Source organism: Mesorhizobium sp. PAMC28654 (genome assembly GCF_020616515.1).
GTDB lineage: Bacteria > Pseudomonadota > Alphaproteobacteria > Rhizobiales > Rhizobiaceae > Mesorhizobium.
Window position 1 is genome coordinate 4,563,268 of the sequence record NZ_CP085135.1, and the last position, 16,784, is coordinate 4,580,051.

The 16,784-nt window shown below is 63.0% G+C and carries 17 protein-coding genes and 2 pseudogenes; 6 read left to right on the forward strand and 13 right to left on the reverse strand.

The genetic code is table 11. From position 1 onward, the window contains the following. The first annotated feature begins 60 nt into the window (after positions 1-60). Positions 61-975 (forward strand): LysR family transcriptional regulator, encoded by a 915-nt coding sequence (locus LGH82_RS22350; RefSeq protein WP_227344815.1) that lies wholly within the window; start codon positions 61-63, stop codon positions 973-975. On the opposite strand, the gene LGH82_RS22355 is transcribed toward LGH82_RS22350, so the two are convergent. The 3 genes from LGH82_RS22355 to LGH82_RS22365 all read right to left on the reverse strand — a co-directional run bounded on the left by LGH82_RS22355 (position 933) and on the right by LGH82_RS22365 (position 3,369). Continuing rightward, on the reverse strand, positions 933-2,114 hold the full coding sequence (locus tag LGH82_RS22355; protein ID WP_227344819.1) for an MFS transporter: 1,182 nt from the start codon (positions 2,112-2,114) through the stop codon (positions 933-935). The two genes, LGH82_RS22350 and LGH82_RS22355, sit on opposite strands and share 43 nt — an antisense overlap. Positions 2,115-2,244: 130 nt before the next feature. Then, positions 2,245-2,553: a DUF1244 domain-containing protein gene (locus LGH82_RS22360; RefSeq protein ID WP_227344820.1), complete on the reverse strand. Its 309-nt coding sequence runs from the start codon at positions 2,551-2,553 to the stop codon at positions 2,245-2,247. A gap of 18 nt (positions 2,554-2,571) precedes the next feature. After that, positions 2,572-3,369, reverse strand: a complete 798-nt coding sequence (locus LGH82_RS22365; RefSeq protein WP_227344821.1) for an N-formylglutamate amidohydrolase — start codon at positions 3,367-3,369, stop codon at positions 2,572-2,574. A 245-nt stretch (positions 3,370-3,614) separates the two neighbouring features. On the opposite strand from LGH82_RS22365, the gene LGH82_RS22370 reads away from it, so the two are divergent. The 3 genes and pseudogenes from LGH82_RS22370 to LGH82_RS22380 form a co-directional block, all read left to right on the forward strand. Next, positions 3,615-4,103: a DUF1036 domain-containing protein gene (locus LGH82_RS22370; protein ID WP_227344822.1), complete on the forward strand. Its 489-nt coding sequence runs from the start codon at positions 3,615-3,617 to the stop codon at positions 4,101-4,103. Next, positions 4,100-5,536: a pyruvate kinase gene (gene pyk / locus LGH82_RS22375; RefSeq protein WP_227344823.1), complete on the forward strand. Its 1,437-nt coding sequence runs from the start codon at positions 4,100-4,102 to the stop codon at positions 5,534-5,536. The genes LGH82_RS22370 and pyk overlap by 4 nt, the downstream gene beginning before the upstream one ends. Before the next feature lie 399 nt (positions 5,537-5,935). Beyond that, positions 5,936-6,433, forward strand: a pseudogene (locus tag LGH82_RS22380) (L,D-transpeptidase); the annotation flags it as partial. Positions 6,434-6,478: 45 nt separating this feature from the next. Here LGH82_RS22380 and LGH82_RS22385 read toward each other — a convergent pair. From LGH82_RS22385 to ykgO, 3 genes are all read right to left on the reverse strand, one after another. Continuing rightward, positions 6,479-7,546 (reverse strand): alpha/beta fold hydrolase, encoded by a 1,068-nt coding sequence (locus tag LGH82_RS22385; protein ID WP_227344824.1) that lies wholly within the window; start codon positions 7,544-7,546, stop codon positions 6,479-6,481. Positions 7,547-7,667: 121 nt separating this feature from the next. Continuing rightward, positions 7,668-8,252 (reverse strand): tetratricopeptide repeat protein, encoded by a 585-nt coding sequence (locus LGH82_RS22390; protein ID WP_227344829.1) that lies wholly within the window; start codon positions 8,250-8,252, stop codon positions 7,668-7,670. Between the two features lie 210 nt (positions 8,253-8,462). Next, on the reverse strand, positions 8,463-8,588 hold the full coding sequence (gene ykgO, locus LGH82_RS22395) for a type B 50S ribosomal protein L36 (protein ID WP_006327841.1): 126 nt from the start codon (positions 8,586-8,588) through the stop codon (positions 8,463-8,465). Between the two features lie 241 nt (positions 8,589-8,829). Between ykgO and LGH82_RS22400 the strand changes: the two genes are divergently transcribed. Continuing rightward, complete coding sequence (locus tag LGH82_RS22400; RefSeq protein WP_227344830.1) at positions 8,830-9,249, forward strand: lysozyme inhibitor LprI family protein; 420 nt, start codon at positions 8,830-8,832, stop codon at positions 9,247-9,249. Between the two features lie 106 nt (positions 9,250-9,355). On the opposite strand, the gene LGH82_RS22405 is transcribed toward LGH82_RS22400, so the two are convergent. The 4 genes and pseudogenes from LGH82_RS22405 to LGH82_RS22420 form a co-directional block, all read right to left on the reverse strand. Beyond that, positions 9,356-10,432, reverse strand: a complete 1,077-nt coding sequence (locus tag LGH82_RS22405; RefSeq protein WP_227344834.1) for a 5-(carboxyamino)imidazole ribonucleotide synthase — start codon at positions 10,430-10,432, stop codon at positions 9,356-9,358. Then, a pseudogene (purE, locus tag LGH82_RS22410) lies at positions 10,429-10,844 on the reverse strand (5-(carboxyamino)imidazole ribonucleotide mutase). Before purE ends, LGH82_RS22405 begins: the two are co-directional and overlap by 4 nt. Before the next feature lie 188 nt (positions 10,845-11,032). Then, positions 11,033-12,385: a serine hydrolase domain-containing protein gene (locus LGH82_RS22415; protein WP_413771380.1), complete on the reverse strand. Its 1,353-nt coding sequence runs from the start codon at positions 12,383-12,385 to the stop codon at positions 11,033-11,035. Continuing rightward, positions 12,366-13,811: an alginate export family protein gene (locus LGH82_RS22420; RefSeq protein WP_227344835.1), complete on the reverse strand. Its 1,446-nt coding sequence runs from the start codon at positions 13,809-13,811 to the stop codon at positions 12,366-12,368. The genes LGH82_RS22415 and LGH82_RS22420 overlap by 20 nt, the downstream gene beginning before the upstream one ends. Before the next feature lie 124 nt (positions 13,812-13,935). Between LGH82_RS22420 and LGH82_RS22425 the strand changes: the two genes are divergently transcribed. Further along, complete coding sequence (locus LGH82_RS22425) at positions 13,936-14,262, forward strand: hypothetical protein (protein WP_227344836.1); 327 nt, start codon at positions 13,936-13,938, stop codon at positions 14,260-14,262. Here LGH82_RS22425 and LGH82_RS22430 read toward each other — a convergent pair. Genes LGH82_RS22430 through LGH82_RS22440 form a run of 3 tightly spaced genes read right to left on the reverse strand, consistent with a single transcriptional unit; the run spans position 14,259 to position 16,784 of the window. Continuing rightward, positions 14,259-15,464: an aminotransferase class V-fold PLP-dependent enzyme gene (locus tag LGH82_RS22430; RefSeq protein WP_227344837.1), complete on the reverse strand. Its 1,206-nt coding sequence runs from the start codon at positions 15,462-15,464 to the stop codon at positions 14,259-14,261. The genes LGH82_RS22425 and LGH82_RS22430 overlap by 4 nt on opposite strands. Positions 15,465-15,489: 25 nt before the next feature. Then, the gene (locus tag LGH82_RS22435; protein ID WP_227344838.1) at positions 15,490-15,951 is read right to left on the reverse strand and encodes a RidA family protein; all 462 of its coding nucleotides are present in this window, start codon (positions 15,949-15,951) and stop codon (positions 15,490-15,492) included. Between the two features lie 38 nt (positions 15,952-15,989). Then, positions 15,990-16,784, reverse strand: a complete 795-nt coding sequence (locus LGH82_RS22440; protein WP_227344839.1) for an amino acid ABC transporter ATP-binding protein — start codon at positions 16,782-16,784, stop codon at positions 15,990-15,992.

Here is a 16,784-nt window from a genome sequence, read left to right on the forward strand (position 1 = left end):
TGAGCCATCAGAAAACGAATGAAAATTGACTGAAATTGGTGATATGATATTCAATTATGAATGGTTGAAATCGACTGGAACCTGATCAAGAGTTTCGTGACCGTGGCGGAAACCGGCAGCCTGTCGGCGGCCGCGCGCAAACTGTCCGCGAGCCAGCCGACGCTCGGCCGTCACATCTCGGAGTTGGAGCAGGCGCTGGGCGTCACGCTGTTCCGGCGCGGGCGGCGCGGCTACACGCTGACGGAGGCGGGCAGCACGCTGTTCGAGCGCGGCAAAGCGGTCAGCGAGCAGGCGAGTGCGTTTTCACTACTGGCGCTGGGCTCGGTCGAGGCGATCGAAGGCACGGTGCGCATTGCCGCCAGCGAGGTGGTGGCGGCCTATGTGTTGCCGGAGATGATGGCGCGGCTTGGTATCGAGGAACCCGGCATCGAGGTCGAGATCGTTGCGTCGAACCAGGTCGAGAACCTGTTGCGTCGCGATGCCGATATCGCCATCCGCATGGTCAAGCCGGCACAGAACGAGCTGGTGGCGCGCAAGGTCTGCGATATTTCGCTCTGTGCCTGTGCGGCGAAATCCTATCTCGATCGCCGTGGCCGGCCCCGCGCGCCCGGCGATCTTGCCGACCATGATCTGATCGGCTTCGACCGCAGCGACGAGATTATCAGGGGCTTTGCCCAGTTCGGTGTATCACTCGGCCGCGGCGCTTTCCGTTTCAGGGCCGACAACCAGATCGTGCTGTGGGAAGCGGTGCGGGCCGGCAACGGCATCGGATTTGGCCAGGAGCCGCTGGCCGACCGTGATCCGTTGGTGGAGAAAGTGCTGCCTGGCCTGCAATTGCCGGCGTTGCCGGTGTGGCTGGCCATGCACCGCGACGTGCGCACCAGCGTGCGCATCCGTCGCGTCGCCGATTTCCTCCACGAGGAACTGAAGCGCTATTCGGCCGGCGCGGCGCTGGGCGCGAATTCGGCGCGGTGAGCAAGCCCTGCCATCAGCAGGACGATGATCAGCAGGCCCGACATGGCGATGAAGATCGGCCCGAAGCTTGAATGCTCGGCGACGAAGCCGATCGCCGATGGTGCCACGAGGATGCCGGAGTACCCCATGGTGGTCACCACGCTCATGCCGGTGCCCGAAGACATGCCTTCCTGGTTGCCGCCAGCCGAAAAGATGATCGGCACCATGTTGGCGATGCCGAAGCCGCAAAAGGCAAAGGCCGCGATGGCGAGCCAAGGCGAGGGGGACAGGCCGGCCACCAGCATGCCGGTGGCTGCGACGAGAGCCGACACGCGCAACGTCAACACCGCGCCGAAGCGATTGCGAACGCCGTCGCCGAAGAAACGCATGATGGCCATGACGCCGGAAAAGGCGGCGTAGGCGAGCCCAGCGACGGCAAGGTCGGCGCCAAGCTCCTGGCGCAGATAAAGTGCTCCCCAGTCGAGCACCGCGCCCTCCGAGATCATCGTCAGCAGCGCCATCAGCCCGACAAGATAGACCAACGGATTGGTCGGCAGCGCGAATTTATGATGCTCGGGAGCCTGCGGCCTGTCCTCGGCGACCAGATGCTGGATCGCCACCGCGATCACGGCGAAGGCGAGAGCGGTCACCACCGCCGCATGGGCAAGATGGCCGTAATGCTGGATGGCGAAGCCGCCCGCCCCGCCGCCGGCGAAACCGCCAAGACTCCAGAAGCCGTGCGAGGACGACATGATGGCGCGGGAGAGCCGCCGTTCGACCACAACCGCGTTGGCGTTCATGGCGACATCCATGCCGCCGATCGAGCCGCCAAAGATGAACATGGCGATCGCCGCCAGCGGCACGTTGGGCGCCAGCGCCACGACCAGAAGGCCGAGGCTGCCGCACAGGCCGAACCAGCGCAGCACGGTTCGCGAACCATGCCTGGAAATCAGATGGCCGCACCAGGTCATTGCCATGACCGCTCCGGCGCCGAACAGCAGGATCAACAGGCCGAGCGTGAACTTCGAGATATCCAGCCGGGTCAGGAACACCGGGATCTGCGGCGCCCAGCTGCCGGTCAGGAAGCCGTTGGCGAGAAAGATGGCTGCTACTGCCCATCGTCCACGAGTGGCTATCTGTATGGCGTTTGACGCGTTCATAAGGCGATTCCGGTCCGAAAATGGCTTCGGACGGCAAATTAGATCGATTCAATTTTCAGTCAAGCGCTCTTTAGGAAAGAATTTGGGCCAAACGCGGCGTTGAAGCGGCCGACGAATGTCGGCGGCCGACTTAGTGGTCCTTGGGTCGCCTTGCCTCGAATTCGGCCTTCTTGGCCTCGGAGGCCTCGGTCTGGTTGAGCGCCTGCCATTGCGCATAGGGCATGCCGTAGACGATTTCCCGCGATTGGTCCTTGGTGAGATCCACGCCCTCGGCGTTCGCGGCCTCGCGATACCAGTTGGACAGGCAGTTGCGGCAGAAGCCGGCGAGATTCATCAGGTCGATGTTCTGCACGTCGTTGCGTTCGCGCAGATGCTCGACCAACCGGCGAAAGGCCGCTGCCTCGAAATCGCGCTTTTGCTCGTCGTTGAGTTCGGTCATCGAAACCTCCTTGCGGTCTTACAGCGGCCCGGTGCGCGAGCCGAATTGCCTGACCACATGTATATCGGGACGGCGGTCGATCGCGTCAACGATCGGCGCCAGACGCTGCGCCCATGCCAGCGCACCCTTGCCATCGGCGATCAGATCCTGGCGGATCTCGATCAGCGCATGGGCAAAACCGTTGACGATGGCGTGCTTGAACATGGTGTCGCCGCGCAACGCGCCGTCATAGGGCTCGTTGTCGCCGACGACGAGGTTTTTGTCGGCGGCCAGCATGTCGATCAATGGCCGCGCCACGCGGTCGTCGAGGTCCCACAGGATACCGACATGCCAGGGACGCTTGATGCCCTGCATGGCCGGCGTGAAGGAATGCACGGAGAAGATGAAGGGTGCCTGGCCGGACGCCTGCGCGACCGATGCGATCATCGCCCCGACCGCGTCATGATAGGGGCGATAGAAGCGGTCCAGACGTCTTTCGCGTTCGTCTTCGGCCAGGGGATAATTTCCCGGCACGACCGTGCCGTCGTATAGCTGGCGAATCAGCGTCGGATCATCCTCGCCGCGATTGGGATCGATCAGCAGTCGTGAGAAATTGCTGAGCATCGCGGGCACGCCGAGCAAGGCGGCCAGTTCACGAGTCACCGTCTCGACACCGATGTCGTAGGCGATGTGGCGCTCGAATTCCGCGTCGGGCAGGCCGAGGCTGCCATAGTCTTCCGGCAGGTCGCGGCGGGCATGGTCGGCCAGCAGCACAATGCCTCGCTTGCGGTCGCCTTCGACAATATCGAATGGCGCGAAAACTGTGGATCGGGTCATTGGCGGGAAATGGTCTGTTCGCTGGCTTCCTGGGAGGGTGCTATCGTCATTCCACGAAGAGGACGCTCGCGCAATGCCGTTGTTTGGCCACGGTTTCTGCGGAAATCTGGCAGAAGCGACGGAATCTCGCGCCAGGGCCTTTCTAAATCGATTGGAATTGGACAGAACGGCGCGTTGACATGCGCCCGGACTTTTCCGAAAAGGGGCGCAGAGAGATGCTAATGTGGTTCTTCAGGGGTTTTGGAATGGGTTCCGCTGGCAGGCAGCGCGCGCGCTACGCCTTTGCCATGCCGCTCCTGACCCTTGCCGTGGGTTTGTCCGCTATGGTCATGGCCTCGCCGGCACGTGCCGATTTCCGCGTCTGCAACGCCACGCAGAACCTCGTGGGCGTCGGCATCGGCTATCGCGCCAAGGCCGGCTGGATCACAGAGGGCTGGTGGCACATAGAAGGATCGAGCTGCAAGACGCTGATCGAAGGGCCGCTGTCATCAAGGTTTTACTATCTTTATGCAGAAGACGCCGAGCGCGGTGGACGCTGGGACGGCCCGATCAACATGTGCGTGGCTGAAAAAGAGTTCAAGATCGCCGGCGTCACCGATTGCGTCGCCCGAGGCTTTCAGCGCGCCGGATTCCAGGAATATGACACGGGCGAGCAGGCAAGCTGGATGGTCCAGCTGACCGACGAGCCCGCAACGGGAGGCGCGCCAGCCGCCCCGGGAACGAACAGTCAATGAGACGCAGCCGCAAGGTCAAGATCCTCGCCACCATCGGTCCGGCCTCCTCTTCCGAGGAGATGCTAAAGAAGTTGTTCGAGGCGGGCGCCGATGTGTTCCGCATCAATATGAGCCATACCGATCACGAGCTGATGCGCACGCTTGTCGGCCGCATCCGCGCGGTCGAGGAAGCGGTTGGCCGGCCGATAGGCATCCTGGCAGACCTGCAGGGACCAAAGCTGCGCGTCGGCAAGTTCGCCAACGGCAAGGAAGTGCTGACCGTCGGGCAGACCTTCACGCTGGACGACAATCCCGAGCCCGGCACTTCGACAAGGGTTTATCTGCCGCATCCGGAAATCCTGAGCTCGGTCGAGACCGGTCACCGTCTTTTGATCGATGATGGCAAGCTTGAGCTGCGGGCGGTCAAGAGCGACGGCAAGTCGATCGTCTGCACCGTTGTCGCCGGCACAACCATTTCCGACAAGAAGGGCGTCAGCCTTCCCGATACGGACCTGCCGGTCGGCGCGCTGACCGAGAAGGACCGCAAGGACCTCGATGCGGTGCTGGCCACGGGCGTCGACTGGGTCGCACTGTCCTTCGTGCAGCGGCCCGAGGATCTTGCCGAAGCACGCAAGATCGCGCGCGGCCGGGCGTTGATCATGGCCAAGATCGAAAAGCCGCAGGCCGTCGCCCGGCTGGCCGAGATCATCGAGCTTTCCGACGCACTGATGGTCGCCCGTGGCGATCTCGGCGTCGAGATGCCGCTCGAGGCCGTGCCCGGCATCCAGAAGCAGATCACCCGCGCCGCTCGCCGCGCCGGCAAGCCGGTGGTGGTCGCAACGCAGATGCTGGAATCGATGATCACCGCGCCGGTGCCGACCCGCGCCGAAGTGTCCGATGTCTCGATCGCCGTCTTCGAAGGCGCCGACGCCATCATGCTGTCGGCTGAATCGGCGGCGGGCGCCTATCCGGTCGAAGCCGTGGCGATGATGAACCGCATCGCCACCAAGGTTGAAACCGATCCGACCTATGCCGGCATCATCAACGCGCAGCGCTCCGAGCCGGAAGCGACCGGCGCCGATGCCATTTCGCTGGCCGCCCGCGAAATCGCCGAGACGCTGAAACTGTCGGCGATCATCACCTACACGGCGTCTGGCAATACCGGCCTGCGCGCCGCGCGCGAGCGCCCGCAGGTGCCGATCGTCGCGCTGTCGCCAATCCTCAACACCGCGCGGCGGCTGTCGCTTTTGTGGGGCACGCATTGCGTCGTCTCGCCCGATGCCAGCGACCTCGACGATTTGGTCGACCGTGCCTGCCGCATTGCTTTGGAGGAAGGGTTCGGCAAACCGGGCGACCGGGTCATCATCACGGCCGGCGTGCCGCTCAGGACGCCCGGCTCGACGAACATGCTGCGCATTGCCTATGTCGGGTCGGACGTGCAGAGCAGCCGGTAACCCGTTCTTCCAGACGGAAGCGTATCGCGGGCTTGGTGCACATCTCCTGTGGCCATAATACAACAAAGGCACGGACAATGATCCCGACCTTTGTCTCGACACAGGGTTGCCGTGATCGCCTCTACAAAACGCGGTGAGGCGGCGCTAACAGTCGCCCCGCGCCCGTCTGCATTTCCCATCGTGAAAGTATATTGAATGTCATCTCTCGTCTCGCGCCGGTCATTTCTGACCGGGCTGTCGCTTATTGGAGTTTCCACGATCTCGGCGTGCGCCCAACTGCCCAAGCAGTCGCTCAGCGTTGCCAGTCCTCTCAATGCGGCGCCGCTTGAGCCGACACTTGAAAAGACGCCGATCGAAGTCGCCGCGCCTCAAACACGGGTGTCTCCCGACTATGCCAGCATGTATGGGGCGGTCGAAGATGGCGGTCGGGCGTTGCCGGCGATCCCCTTCAGCAAGGTCGATGAGCGCTTCCTGCGGCAGGTCGTTGACGATCCGACAGGAGAGAAACCCGGCACGATCGTCGTCAACACGACCGACAAACACCTTTACCTGGTCCTCAAGGACGGCAAGGCCATGCGCTATGGCGTTGGGCTGGGGCGTCAAGGCTATTCCTGGAAGGGTCGTGCGATCGTTCAATGGAAACGCAAATGCCCGACCTGGACGCCCCCCTCGGCAATGATCGGCCGGGATCCAAAGCTGGAAAAATGGCGCCAGGGTATGCCGCCCGGCATCAGCAACCCACTCGGGTCGCGCGCCCTCTATATCTTCAAGGATGGGGTCGACACGCTTTATCGAATACACGGGTCGCCTGACTGGAAGTCCATCGGCAAATCCGCGTCATCCGGTTGCGTGCGCATGTTCAACCAGGATGTCATCGACCTTTACGATCGCGTTCCCAGCAAGACACCGCACTGGTCATCTGAATCGGTTAATGGACAGGTCTCAGGTCGGCGCGAGTTCGGCTTCCGGCAGCTTGATGTCGGCGCATTTGCCGGCGCCATAAGTATCGCTGGCGATACGCGCTTCCACCGTCTTGGCGAGAGCCTGCAGATCGACATCCTTGCCCGCGACCTTCTCGATCGCGCCGACAACGAGGTCCGACGCGATCCAGTCCGGCTTGTGGCCGAGATTGTGCACCCAGACAAGTTCGGCGCCGGCGATGTCCCTGACAAGGCCGACCGAGTGGATTTGCGCGTAGACGACCTTGTCGTGGTCGCCTGAGATCACCACTGTCGGCGCCTTGATCTCGCGGTAATGCGGCGAGGCACCGAGGGCGTAGGGATAGAGCCCGGCGACATCGGTGGCATTCGCCCGAAAGGCCGAGGGCCGCAACACCATGGGGATCGAAGCGCTGGCGACGTAGTTGTCCGGCACCTTGTTAGGCGAAAAGACACAGGTCGTGGCATCCGCCATTTGCAGCGTCCCCGCTGGATAGGTCAGCGTTTCGGAAAACAGCCAGCCGACAACCGGAATTGTCGTCAGATCGTAGTACCAGGAGGTGGCGCCGCCCGGCCATGGATGGGTGGCGGGAGACAGGAAGACAAGGCCGAGCGTCTTGTCGGGATGCTCAAGTCCAAAGGCCGAAGTCACCGCGCCGCCAAAGGAATGGCCGACAATGATCGCCTGCCTGATGCCAAGGCGGTCCATCAACGCCGCGATGGTGTTCGCCTGCGCCGACGGGTTTTCGTTGTTGCCGGGGCCGCGTCCCGACCAGCCAAAGCCCGGACGGTCGAAGAACAGCATCTCGGCACGGCCTTCAAGCAGCGGCCTGAGCGGCAGCATCTGGTCCTTCAGATTGGCGCTGGCGCCATGGATGAAGATGATCGGCGGCAGGTCGGCATGGGCCGGCGCCGGAACGTGGACATAGTGGATACGGGCGCCATCGATGTCGGCGAATTCGCCGATTGGGGGATTGCGGCGTTCGATCAGCCACGCGCCAACGCGGGTGACCCCGACCAGGGTGAACACAACAGCCATCAGGAAGGCAAGCACGGCGTAGATCAGGTTCATTGGGGGATATACGGCAGTGGAGGGGAATTAGTTCTAGGCAGTAGGCAGTAGGCAGTAGGCAGTAGGCAGGAGGGGAGGTTCAGGTGCCTAATGCCTATTCCCTACTGCCTAATCCCTTAGATCATATGCCTTCGCCGGCAAGCTCTTCCGACAGCGTGGCGACCTGATCCTGGGCGCTGCGCATCATCGGATAGATGGCCAGCACCTTCTGCCAGGCTTCGAGTGCCGATTGCTTGTGGCCGGTCAGGGCCATGATCTGCGCCAGGCCCGAAAGCGCACCGAAGTGGCGCGGCTCCAGCTGCAGCGTATGATCGATGTCGGACATCGACTTTCCAAAATTCTTCATCATGAAATGCACGGTGGCGCGGCGGTTCCAGCCCTCGGCGTAGTTTGGCTGCAAGGTCACCACCTGGTCGAGGAAGTCGAGCGCGACATCGAACTTCTGGTTTTCGATCGCCTTTTGCGACCACTGCATCATCAGGTCGATCGATGCACTGCCGGATTGGGACCATTCGCCCCAGATGCGCCCGGCGATCCGCTCCGCGGCCTTCTCATTGCGCTCGCGCTTCAGGTCGATGAACAGCTGATTGAGCCGGGCATCCTTTGTCGCGGCAACCGGAGGAGTGACCGGGTCATCCGCCCAGGCCGGCACCGCAATAGAGCCGGACAGAAGAAGGGCGGTGAGAAATGCCTGGAGAATCCGCATTATGGGAACCTAGTCCCGGACAGCGGAACGTCAAACTGAATTTCGCGTAAGACGGCCGGCAGGCCGAAACGCAGAGCACCGCGCGTCCTTGCGGGCGCGCGGTGCTCTGGCATTTTGAATTTCCACACCGTGCCTGCCGAAAGCGATCCGAATCTCGGACCGATGCGGTGACATCACGCGGACAGAGGCCAAGGCCTCCGGCCGAAAAACTCAGCCCTGGCGAGCCTTGTAGCGCGGAGCGGTCTTGTTGATGATATAGACGCGGCCCTTGCGGCGAACCAGCTGGTTGTCGCGGTGACGCGCCTTGAGCGCCTTGAGCGAATTCTTGATCTTCATGGTCTTGCCTGTCGGTCTGGGCCCACCGGGCCTAATTTTTAAGGCGCGCCAGAAGACGCGCCTTTGAACTTGTGCGTGGCTCATAAACGAGGAGCCTTGTCCGTGTCAACCGCAAGCGTGCCGCATAACCGATCGGATTGGCCGGCGCCATTGAAATATCCGCCATCGAAGGCTTCGCGGCATTGCGTGGACAGGGTCCGGCTGGAATGATGCCGCTGCCGCGAAGCCGCTGGAGGTCATCATGCGCCGAATTCTTCTGCCCGCCTGCTTCGCCATTGTGGTCGCGGCGTCGACCGCCCTCGCGCAGGAGTGCGACCGCAATGACGACAGCCAGTCGGGCATGAATACCTGTGCCGCCGAGGATTATGCGACCGCCGATGCAAAGCTCAGCAGCACCTACCAGGCCATCATCGGCGGCGCTGACGACGCAACCAAGCAATTGCTGCAGACGGCGCAGCAGGGGTGGATCGTCTTTCGCAACGCGGAATGCAATTACGCCGCTTCCGGCAGCCAGGGTGGCTCGATACATCCGATGGTCGTGTCGGAATGCCTGACGCGGCTGACCAATGACCGCACGAAGCAGCTCAAGGCCGACACGACCTGCCCACAGGGGGAGAGTTGCGCCAGTTCGGGCGACAACCAGGATGACGAGGTTCAGTAGGTTCGGCGCATCCTGGTGGTCGAGGATTGACCATTCATGCCCTTGGAGCAATTCCAGGAAAAGTGTGAAACGGTTTTCCGTCCGGAATTGCGTCAAAACAAGAGATTTAGCCGCGTCGGCTGATCCGCGTAAAATGACCCATCTTGCGGCCAGGACGCGCCTCGGCCTTGCCGTAGAGGTGCAGCATCAGGTCGGGTTCGGCAAGCAATTCGGGAACCCGCAGGACATCGTCGCCAATCAGGTTTTCCATGACGCAGTCGGAATGGCGGCCGGGGTTTCCCAGCGGCAGACCGGCCACGGCGCGAATATGCTGCTCGAACTGCGAGACAATGCAGGCGGCTTCCGTCCAGTGGCCGGAATTGTGCACGCGCGGCGCAATCTCGTTGGCCAGCAGCGAACCATCGGCAAGCACGAAGAATTCGACGCCCATGACGCCGACATAGTCGAGCGCCGAAAGTATTTTTGACGCCGCGGCCTGTGCCGCTGCAGCCGTACCGGCACTTATCCCGGCCGGCAACGTTGAGGTGTGCAGGATGCCCTTACGGTGGACGTTCTCGGCTGGGTCGTAGGCGGTGACCGCGCCGTCAATGCCGCGCGCTGATATCACCGAGATCTCGCGCTCGAACGGCACGAAGGCTTCTAGGATCAACGGCACATTGCCCATTGCCTCGCAGGTGCCGGCAAAGCCGCCGGCTTCCATGTTGCGAAAGACACGCTGGCCCTTGCCGTCATAGCCCATGCGCCGCGTCTTCAATATGCCGCTGCCGTCGAAGGCTTTTAGCGCCGCCGCCAGTTCGTCGTCATTGTCGACGGCGCGGAAATCCGCGGTGGCAATGCCGATGCCATTGAGGAATGTCTTTTCGGTCACCCGGTCCTGCGCCATCTCAAGGGCACGCGCCGGTGGATAGACGGGCACCTTGGCGGCAAGCGCGTTGGCTGCTGCCACCGGAACGTTCTCGAACTCATAGGTGACGACGGCGCTGGTATCAGCCAGTTCGGCAAGGGCTGCCGGGTCGTCATAGGCGGCTGTTATCTGCTGGTTGGCGACCTGCGCCGCCGGGCAATCCGCTTGCGGCTCCAGCACCACGGTGCGGTAGCCGAGACGGGCCGCGGCCATCGCCAGCATGCGGCCAAGCTGGCCGCCGCCGATAATGCCGATCGTCGATCCGGCGGGCAGGGTCACGGCGTATCCGTTGGTTCTAACGCGACCTTGGCGGTCTGGGAGGCGCGCCAGGCATCCAGTCGCGCGGCAAGCTTTTCGTCGTTGAGCGCCAGCACGGCGGCGGCCAGAAGGGCCGCGTTGGCGGCGCCTGCCTTGCCGATGGCCAGCGTGCCCACCGGAATGCCGGCCGGCATCTGCACGATGGAAAGCAGCGAGTCCTGCCCCGACAGGGCCTTCGATTCCACGGGCACGCCAAAACGGGAAGTGGCGTCATCGCGGCCGTCATGCCGGGCAGGTGGGCGGCGCCGCCGGCGCCGGCGATGATCACCTTGTAGCCGGCAGCCTTGGCGCCCTTGGCGAAATCATAGAGCCGGTCGGGGGTACGATGAGCCGAGACGATCAGCCGCTTGTGCGGGATGCCCAGCGCCTCCAGCGTCTCGGCGGCGTGGCGCATGGTCGCCCAGTCGGACTGGCTGCCCATGATGATGGCGACGTCGGCGCGTTGATCGTCCAAGCTTTTGCTCCCCGGCGACAAAGGCGCGCATTAGCGGAATTCGCCAAAAGCCGCAAGGACGGGCAGCGCAGGCTGTGTGCCGGCACTGCCCGCGCCGTGGCGGGATGTCACTTCATCAGGTGCCTGGCGAGCGCTTCATAGGCCGGCAACGATGTCGGATCATTGGCGGCATTACCGGCAACGGGGTTGGAGGCGAAGCGCGCGATGACCATGTGCGCCTTCGGGTCGATATAGATGGCCTGCCCGTGCACGCCGCGCGCCATGAAGGCGCCATGCTCGTTGTTGGAGATCCACCACATGCCGCGATAGCTCCAGCCCTTGAGGAGAGAGTATCCAGCTTTCGCGAATGCCGCCTTGTCGCCGCCGGCGCGGATATCGGCGATCGCAGCCGCCGGCACGAGGCGCTGGCCATTGATCACGCCGTCGTCGAGAAGCAGCTGGCCGATCCGGGCCATGTCGCGCAGGCCGGCATTGAGCCCGCCGCCGGCAAAGGGCGTGCCGATGGAATCAACGGTGTAGTAGCCGTCCTGCTCGGCGCCCATCTTGCTCCAGATCCGCTCCGACAACAGGTCGGCGACGGATTTTCCGGTGACGCGCGCGATGATCCAGCCCAGCGCATCGGTGTTGATGGTCTTGTAGCCAAAGGCGCTGCCATGCTCGCCTTCCTTGCGCACGGTCTGCAGGTATTCGAAGTAGGTGCGCGGACCAGTATAGTCGGCAGGCTTGGGCAAGGGATTGCCGGCCGCGGAATAGATCCAGACATCGGCATCGGGATCGGCGTAATCCTCGCTGTAGCGGAGGCCTGTCGTCATATCCAGCACCTGCCGGACGGTCGCGTCACCGAAGGCGCTCTTGGCCAGCTCCGGCACGATGGTGGCGACCTTGGCACCGGCGTCGAGCTTGCCGTCGGCGACCAGCATCTCGCCCAGCAGCCCGGTGAGCGATTTCGTCACCGACATCGCCCCATGCTGGCCGGTATCGTTCAGGCAGCCGGAATAGCGCTCGTAGACGACGACGCCGTCATGCAGGACGACGATGCCGTCGGTGTAGTTGGCGGCCAGCGACGCCTCCCAGTTCATCGGCTTGTCGCTGCCCAGTGGGGTGAAGGTGATGGCGTCGATCGTCGGGTCGAGCTTGCGCTCGAGAGGCACCGGCGCGCCGAGCCCCCGGCTGACACCGACCGTCGGCATCAGCTGGCGGAAATGACAAGCGGTCCAGCGCAGCTTGGGAAAACTGAAATAATCGGGATCGGAAAACCGGATGATCTTGTCTGCGGGCGGGGGCGCACCGACCATCCATCCGAGTTTGCCGGGATCGGACGCTTCGGCTGACATGGGGGTTGTCTCCTCGGCATGGGAAATCGCCGGCACGATCGCCGCGCCAAGCGCCAAGGTGAAGGCCAGTATGGCGGCAAGACCGGATTTCCTTGCTGAATCCGTCTCAGTAATTGGCGACGACATTGACGAAACCTCCTGTCCAGACTGGCAGATTGCCGTTGACGAGCGAGGCCGCTCCGGGCCCGGGAAAGGAAACACTGAAGCCGGCGGTAAGATATATATTGGGGTTCAGTACGCGGTTGTACTCGAGGAAGATGTCATCCGCGAGATGCTTGGCCGTGGCACCTGTGACCGCGTTCGGAACGCCCTCGGAAGAGTCGTCTACACGCGTCGCCTGACCGAACTGGATCGGACTGCGCAGTTCATTGACGTCGATATAGGAGTAGCGGAGAGTGAAGGTGTCGCGGTCCGTCGGCGTCACGCGCAGGCTAAGCTGGTGGGCGTTGACGTTGGAGTTGATGAAGAGCATCGACGATTTCGATCCGGTCGACCAGGAACTCGGGCTGCCCTCGTAGAAGAGCGGATCGAAGCGTTCGAGCTTCGAGGTCGATGGATTGTCACCCGAAAATGTCTGGTACGAATAGGTGATGGTTGGCGCCCATGAATACTCAGTGAAGGTGTAGCCGACCTGGGCCCGGCCGGCCCATGCCGCCATGTCGATGCGGTTGTTCCATTCATAGGTGAAGTCACCGCCAACAAAGAAGTTCTCGAAGCTCCCCTGCTTGGGGCTGACGCGGCTGTAGAGGTTGACGAAATTCAGGCCATCACGCCCCCCGGGCAAGATGCTCGGCGCACCGATGCCGTTGGGCGCGGCTTTCGGATAGGGGGCGTCGGAGGACAGTACGTGGCCGATCGTGGCTCCGGCAAAGTTCTCGGTTCCCGCGTCATAGCGAAAATCGGTTCCAACGATCCTGGTGTGGCTGTCGGTATCGGACAGCTCGTTGGCGTCCAGATAGAAAGCCGTGCCGGTAAAGCCGTCCATGCCGAATCGAGCTATCGCGGCCTGTTCCCACGCCTTGCGCGGCCCGAGCTTGAGCGCGCCGCGATCGAAGCCGCTGGAGCCGCCATTGGCGAGCAGCATGCCCGTGCCCGCCTTGAATTCGCGCGGTCCGAGCGAGAAGTCGAATGTAGGGCCGCCGTCCTTGTTGGTGGAGCGCAGGCCGAGATAACCCTCCTCGAGGGTTATGCGGCCGGTGTTGCCGGTGTGATAAGCGTCGATGCCCAGCGTGCCTGAAGCCACCAGCGAGATCAGGCCGTAGGCCGACACGACGGAGGTGAGTTCCTTGGAGAAGCTCAGGCCGGGTTTGACATAGCCTTCGAGCCAGGTCGGGTTCGCATTGAAACCGGCGCCTGCCGCGAACGTGTCGGCATAGTTCCAGAACAGGTTTTGTTCGGAGACGATGTTCAGGCCAGCCTGGAGATGAGCCCTGACCACAAGCCCATCGCTGTCGAGCAGCACCATCGGGTCATCAGCCAGTGCCAAGCCGGGGATGAAGAGCGCTCCGGAGAAGCAGACAATTGCGGCAGGCCATAATTTATCCCGTCGCATTGGCATTTCCTGATGCACGCATCTCAGTCATTCCCCGGGCGCGTCACTGCCAGTGTGATTTGAATCCAGTGTAGACTATCCGTGGTCCTTCTTTCGCATTTTCTGCAACAGATGGATAACACGCATGGAATTGCTGTCCAGCCTGGGGGCTGATGCTTGCAAACCCAATCCCTTGCTGAGGGAGCGGCTCTTGGACATGCATGTGACAGTCGAAATCCACCCGCCACTCCGGCCACGGCAACATCCAGCACGCGACGAAGCGCGGATGCATCTTTCCGCGATTCGTCGCGCCGATACGGTTGGCGCCAAAGGCCGTGTGCGGTCGTGTTGTCGCGGCGCCGTGCTAAAGCGCGTCGCGTTTGAACAGATTCATGTGACGCGCTTTAAGCCTTTGTTTTTATGTATGTCGTTGCCCCAAAACCGCTGCGCACTTTTGGGCGACATGTATTAATCTGGCCAGCGCAAGGCGCCGGACGAATCCTTGCGGGCGGGTTTCATGGCGCCGGCGGGCCGGTCGGCCGCTGTCAATATGGCGCGCAGGCGTTCGGCGACGATCTCTGCTTCGCCAGGATGAAGGTTGCACGGATCGAGGAAGAAATGGCCGCGCTCGACTTCGTGGTTGCGCACGATAATCGGCGGCGAGCCTGTGGCCAGCGCCGAGGCGAGGCCAGCGGCGGTAAACCGGCTCTCGGGTGATACGAAGATCTGCACCCGGTCGAGCGGATTATCAGTTGGGTCCGGAATGATCTTCGCGGCGATGCCCGGCAGGCCGTGCAACGCGTCCTTCCACAGCTTGAGTGCTGCTTCCTCGCGCTGGCGGATGCCAGAATGGTCACGCCTTTCCCAGGCTTCCAACGCGGCCATGGTGCCGGCGATGCTTTCCTTGCCGACCTTCATCGCCCTGGCGACTCCGCGATTCTGCAGGTAGGCGGCCCGCACCAGATCCTTGCGTCCGGTGACGATGCCGCTGGTCGGCCCGCTGAGGAATTTGTGCCCGCTGTAGATGACGATGTCGGCGCCGCGCGCCAGGAAGCCACGCAGATCGTATTCGGAAGCCGCGTCGACGATCACCGGAACGCCCCTGGCGTGACAGATCTCGCAGAACTCCTCCAGCGACAGCATGCCGTACTGCACGGTGTGGTGGGCGACCACGTAGAGGCCCGCCGCCGTGCGGTCGCGGATGGCGTCGCGCACATGATAGTCCTGCGTCACGCTGACGGTGCCGGCTGGGATGGTCCTTGCGCCCGCCAGCCGGATCGACTGGTCGATCGGCGCGCCGTAGTTGACGATGTGGCCGAGCTGGACGATGACCTCCGACTTCAGCCCTTCCGCGTCGTCCGGCAGGCGTTCGATGGCGAGCAGGTTGGTTCCCGTCATCGCACCAGCAATGGCCATGGTGATGCCGCTGGCGCAGCAGGCTGTGATGAAACCAGCTTCGCCGCCGGTGAGGCGCGCGACGATCGTGCTGGCGGCCCGCTGCAGGTCGTCCATCTCCACCCATTGTGAGGCGATTTCCGACATCGCACGGATCGCTTCCGGGACGATAATAGACGCGCCAAGCGCGGTCATCGTGCCCGACACGTTGATGATCGGGCGAAGACCGAGCCGTTCGCGGATGGTGGAGTTGGAGCCGTCGGCGGAAGTGGTTTTCATGTTGGCAGATCCCATTGATGGCAGGTCAGGCGGCGATCTCGACGACCGCCTCGATTTCAACCGTGATGTTTCCGGGCAAGGAGCCGACGCCGATCGCCGAGCGGGCATGGCCGCCAATCTTGTCGAAGACATCGGCGAAGAGATCGGAGCAGCCGTTGACCACTTTCGGATGGTCGCTGAAGGTCGGTATCGCATTGACGAAGCCGAGCAGCTTGACGATGCGCACGATACGGCCCAGGTCGCCGGCGGCCGCATGCATGACGGCGAGCAGATTGAGCCCCGTGAGGCGAGCGTGGCCATAGGCCTCCTCGACGGTGACATCGTCCCCCACCTTGCCTGTGAAGAGCGTGCCGTCGGCGCGCAGCGGGCCCTGGCCGGACAGGAAGATCAGCCGTCCGCTTTCGGCATGGGTGACGAAGTTGGCGATGGGCGTCGGCGGTTCGGGCAGCGTCAGGCCCAACTCGGCGAGCCGGATATAAGGCGTCATGAAAGAAGCTCCTTGCGACGGCTTTCGCCCGTCCTGTGTCAGAAATGCGAGGCGCGGAAGCGCGCCAGGAAGGCGCGGAGGCGTTCGTTGTCTGTGTCCGCCGCCAGGATTTCGGCGGGCGGACCCGCCGCGCTGACGCCACCGTCGGCCATGAAGATGATGCGATTCGAGGCATCGCGGGCGAAGGCCATTTCGTGCGTGACCATCACCATCGTCATGCCGTCCTCGGCAAGGCTGCGCACGACCTCGAGCACTTCGCCGACCAGCTCCGGGTCGAGTGCGGACGTGATCTCGTCGAGAAGCAGGATCTTCGGCCCCATCGCCACGGCACGCGCAATGCCGACACGCTGCTGCTGGCCGCCTGAAAGTTCGGCGGGCAGGCTGTCGGCCTTGTGGGCGAGGCCGACCCGCCCGAGCCAGTGCTCGGCGATGGTGCGCGCCTCGGCGTTGGTCTTGCCGCGTACCTTGGTCAGGCCGAGCATGATGTTGCCGGCCGCCGTCAGATGCGGAAACAGGTTGAAGCTCTGGAACACCATCCCGGTCTCGGCGCGCATCGCGGCGAGGTCGCGTTCGCTGCGGCGTTGTCGTGTTCCGCTGTCGCGGTAGCCAACCTCCTTGCCGTCGATCCGGATCGAACCGCCGTCATAGCTTTCCAGGAAGTTCACGCAACGCAGCAGCGTGGTCTTGCCGCTGCCCGAAGGACCAATGACGGTCACCACTTCGCCGCGCGCCACCCGCAGGCTGACCGAGCGCAGCACTTCGACGGCGCCGAAGGATTTGGAAACATTGGAGACGTCGAGAAGGGCTGGGGTGGCGTTCGGACTGGTGGACAT

Bases quoted from the DNA above. Each gene is read 5' to 3' on its own strand.
- LGH82_RS22350 (WP_227344815.1), top strand. From the start codon at position 61: ATGGTTGAAATCGACTGGAACCTGATCAAGAGTTTCGTGACCGTGGCG.
- LGH82_RS22355 (WP_227344819.1), bottom strand. From the start codon at position 2,114: ATGAACGCGTCAAACGCCATACAGATAGCCACTCGTGGACGATGGGCA.
- LGH82_RS22360 (WP_227344820.1), bottom strand. From the start codon at position 2,553: ATGACCGAACTCAACGACGAGCAAAAGCGCGATTTCGAGGCAGCGGCC.
- LGH82_RS22365 (WP_227344821.1), bottom strand. From the start codon at position 3,369: ATGACCCGATCCACAGTTTTCGCGCCATTCGATATTGTCGAAGGCGAC.
- LGH82_RS22370 (WP_227344822.1), top strand. From the start codon at position 3,615: ATGGGTTCCGCTGGCAGGCAGCGCGCGCGCTACGCCTTTGCCATGCCG.
- pyk (WP_227344823.1), top strand. From the start codon at position 4,100: ATGAGACGCAGCCGCAAGGTCAAGATCCTCGCCACCATCGGTCCGGCC.
- LGH82_RS22385 (WP_227344824.1), bottom strand. From the start codon at position 7,546: ATGAACCTGATCTACGCCGTGCTTGCCTTCCTGATGGCTGTTGTGTTC.
- LGH82_RS22390 (WP_227344829.1), bottom strand. From the start codon at position 8,252: ATGCGGATTCTCCAGGCATTTCTCACCGCCCTTCTTCTGTCCGGCTCT.
- ykgO (WP_006327841.1), bottom strand. From the start codon at position 8,588: ATGAAGATCAAGAATTCGCTCAAGGCGCTCAAGGCGCGTCACCGCGAC.
- LGH82_RS22400 (WP_227344830.1), top strand. From the start codon at position 8,830: ATGCGCCGAATTCTTCTGCCCGCCTGCTTCGCCATTGTGGTCGCGGCG.
- LGH82_RS22415 (WP_413771380.1), bottom strand. From the start codon at position 12,385: ATGTCGTCGCCAATTACTGAGACGGATTCAGCAAGGAAATCCGGTCTT.
- LGH82_RS22420 (WP_227344835.1), bottom strand. From the start codon at position 13,811: ATGCGACGGGATAAATTATGGCCTGCCGCAATTGTCTGCTTCTCCGGA.
- LGH82_RS22425 (WP_227344836.1), top strand. From the start codon at position 13,936: ATGGAATTGCTGTCCAGCCTGGGGGCTGATGCTTGCAAACCCAATCCC.
- LGH82_RS22430 (WP_227344837.1), bottom strand. From the start codon at position 15,464: ATGAAAACCACTTCCGCCGACGGCTCCAACTCCACCATCCGCGAACGG.
- LGH82_RS22435 (WP_227344838.1), bottom strand. From the start codon at position 15,951: ATGACGCCTTATATCCGGCTCGCCGAGTTGGGCCTGACGCTGCCCGAA.
- LGH82_RS22440 (WP_227344839.1), bottom strand. From the start codon at position 16,784: ATGTCCACCAGTCCGAACGCCACCCCAGCCCTTCTCGACGTCTCCAAT.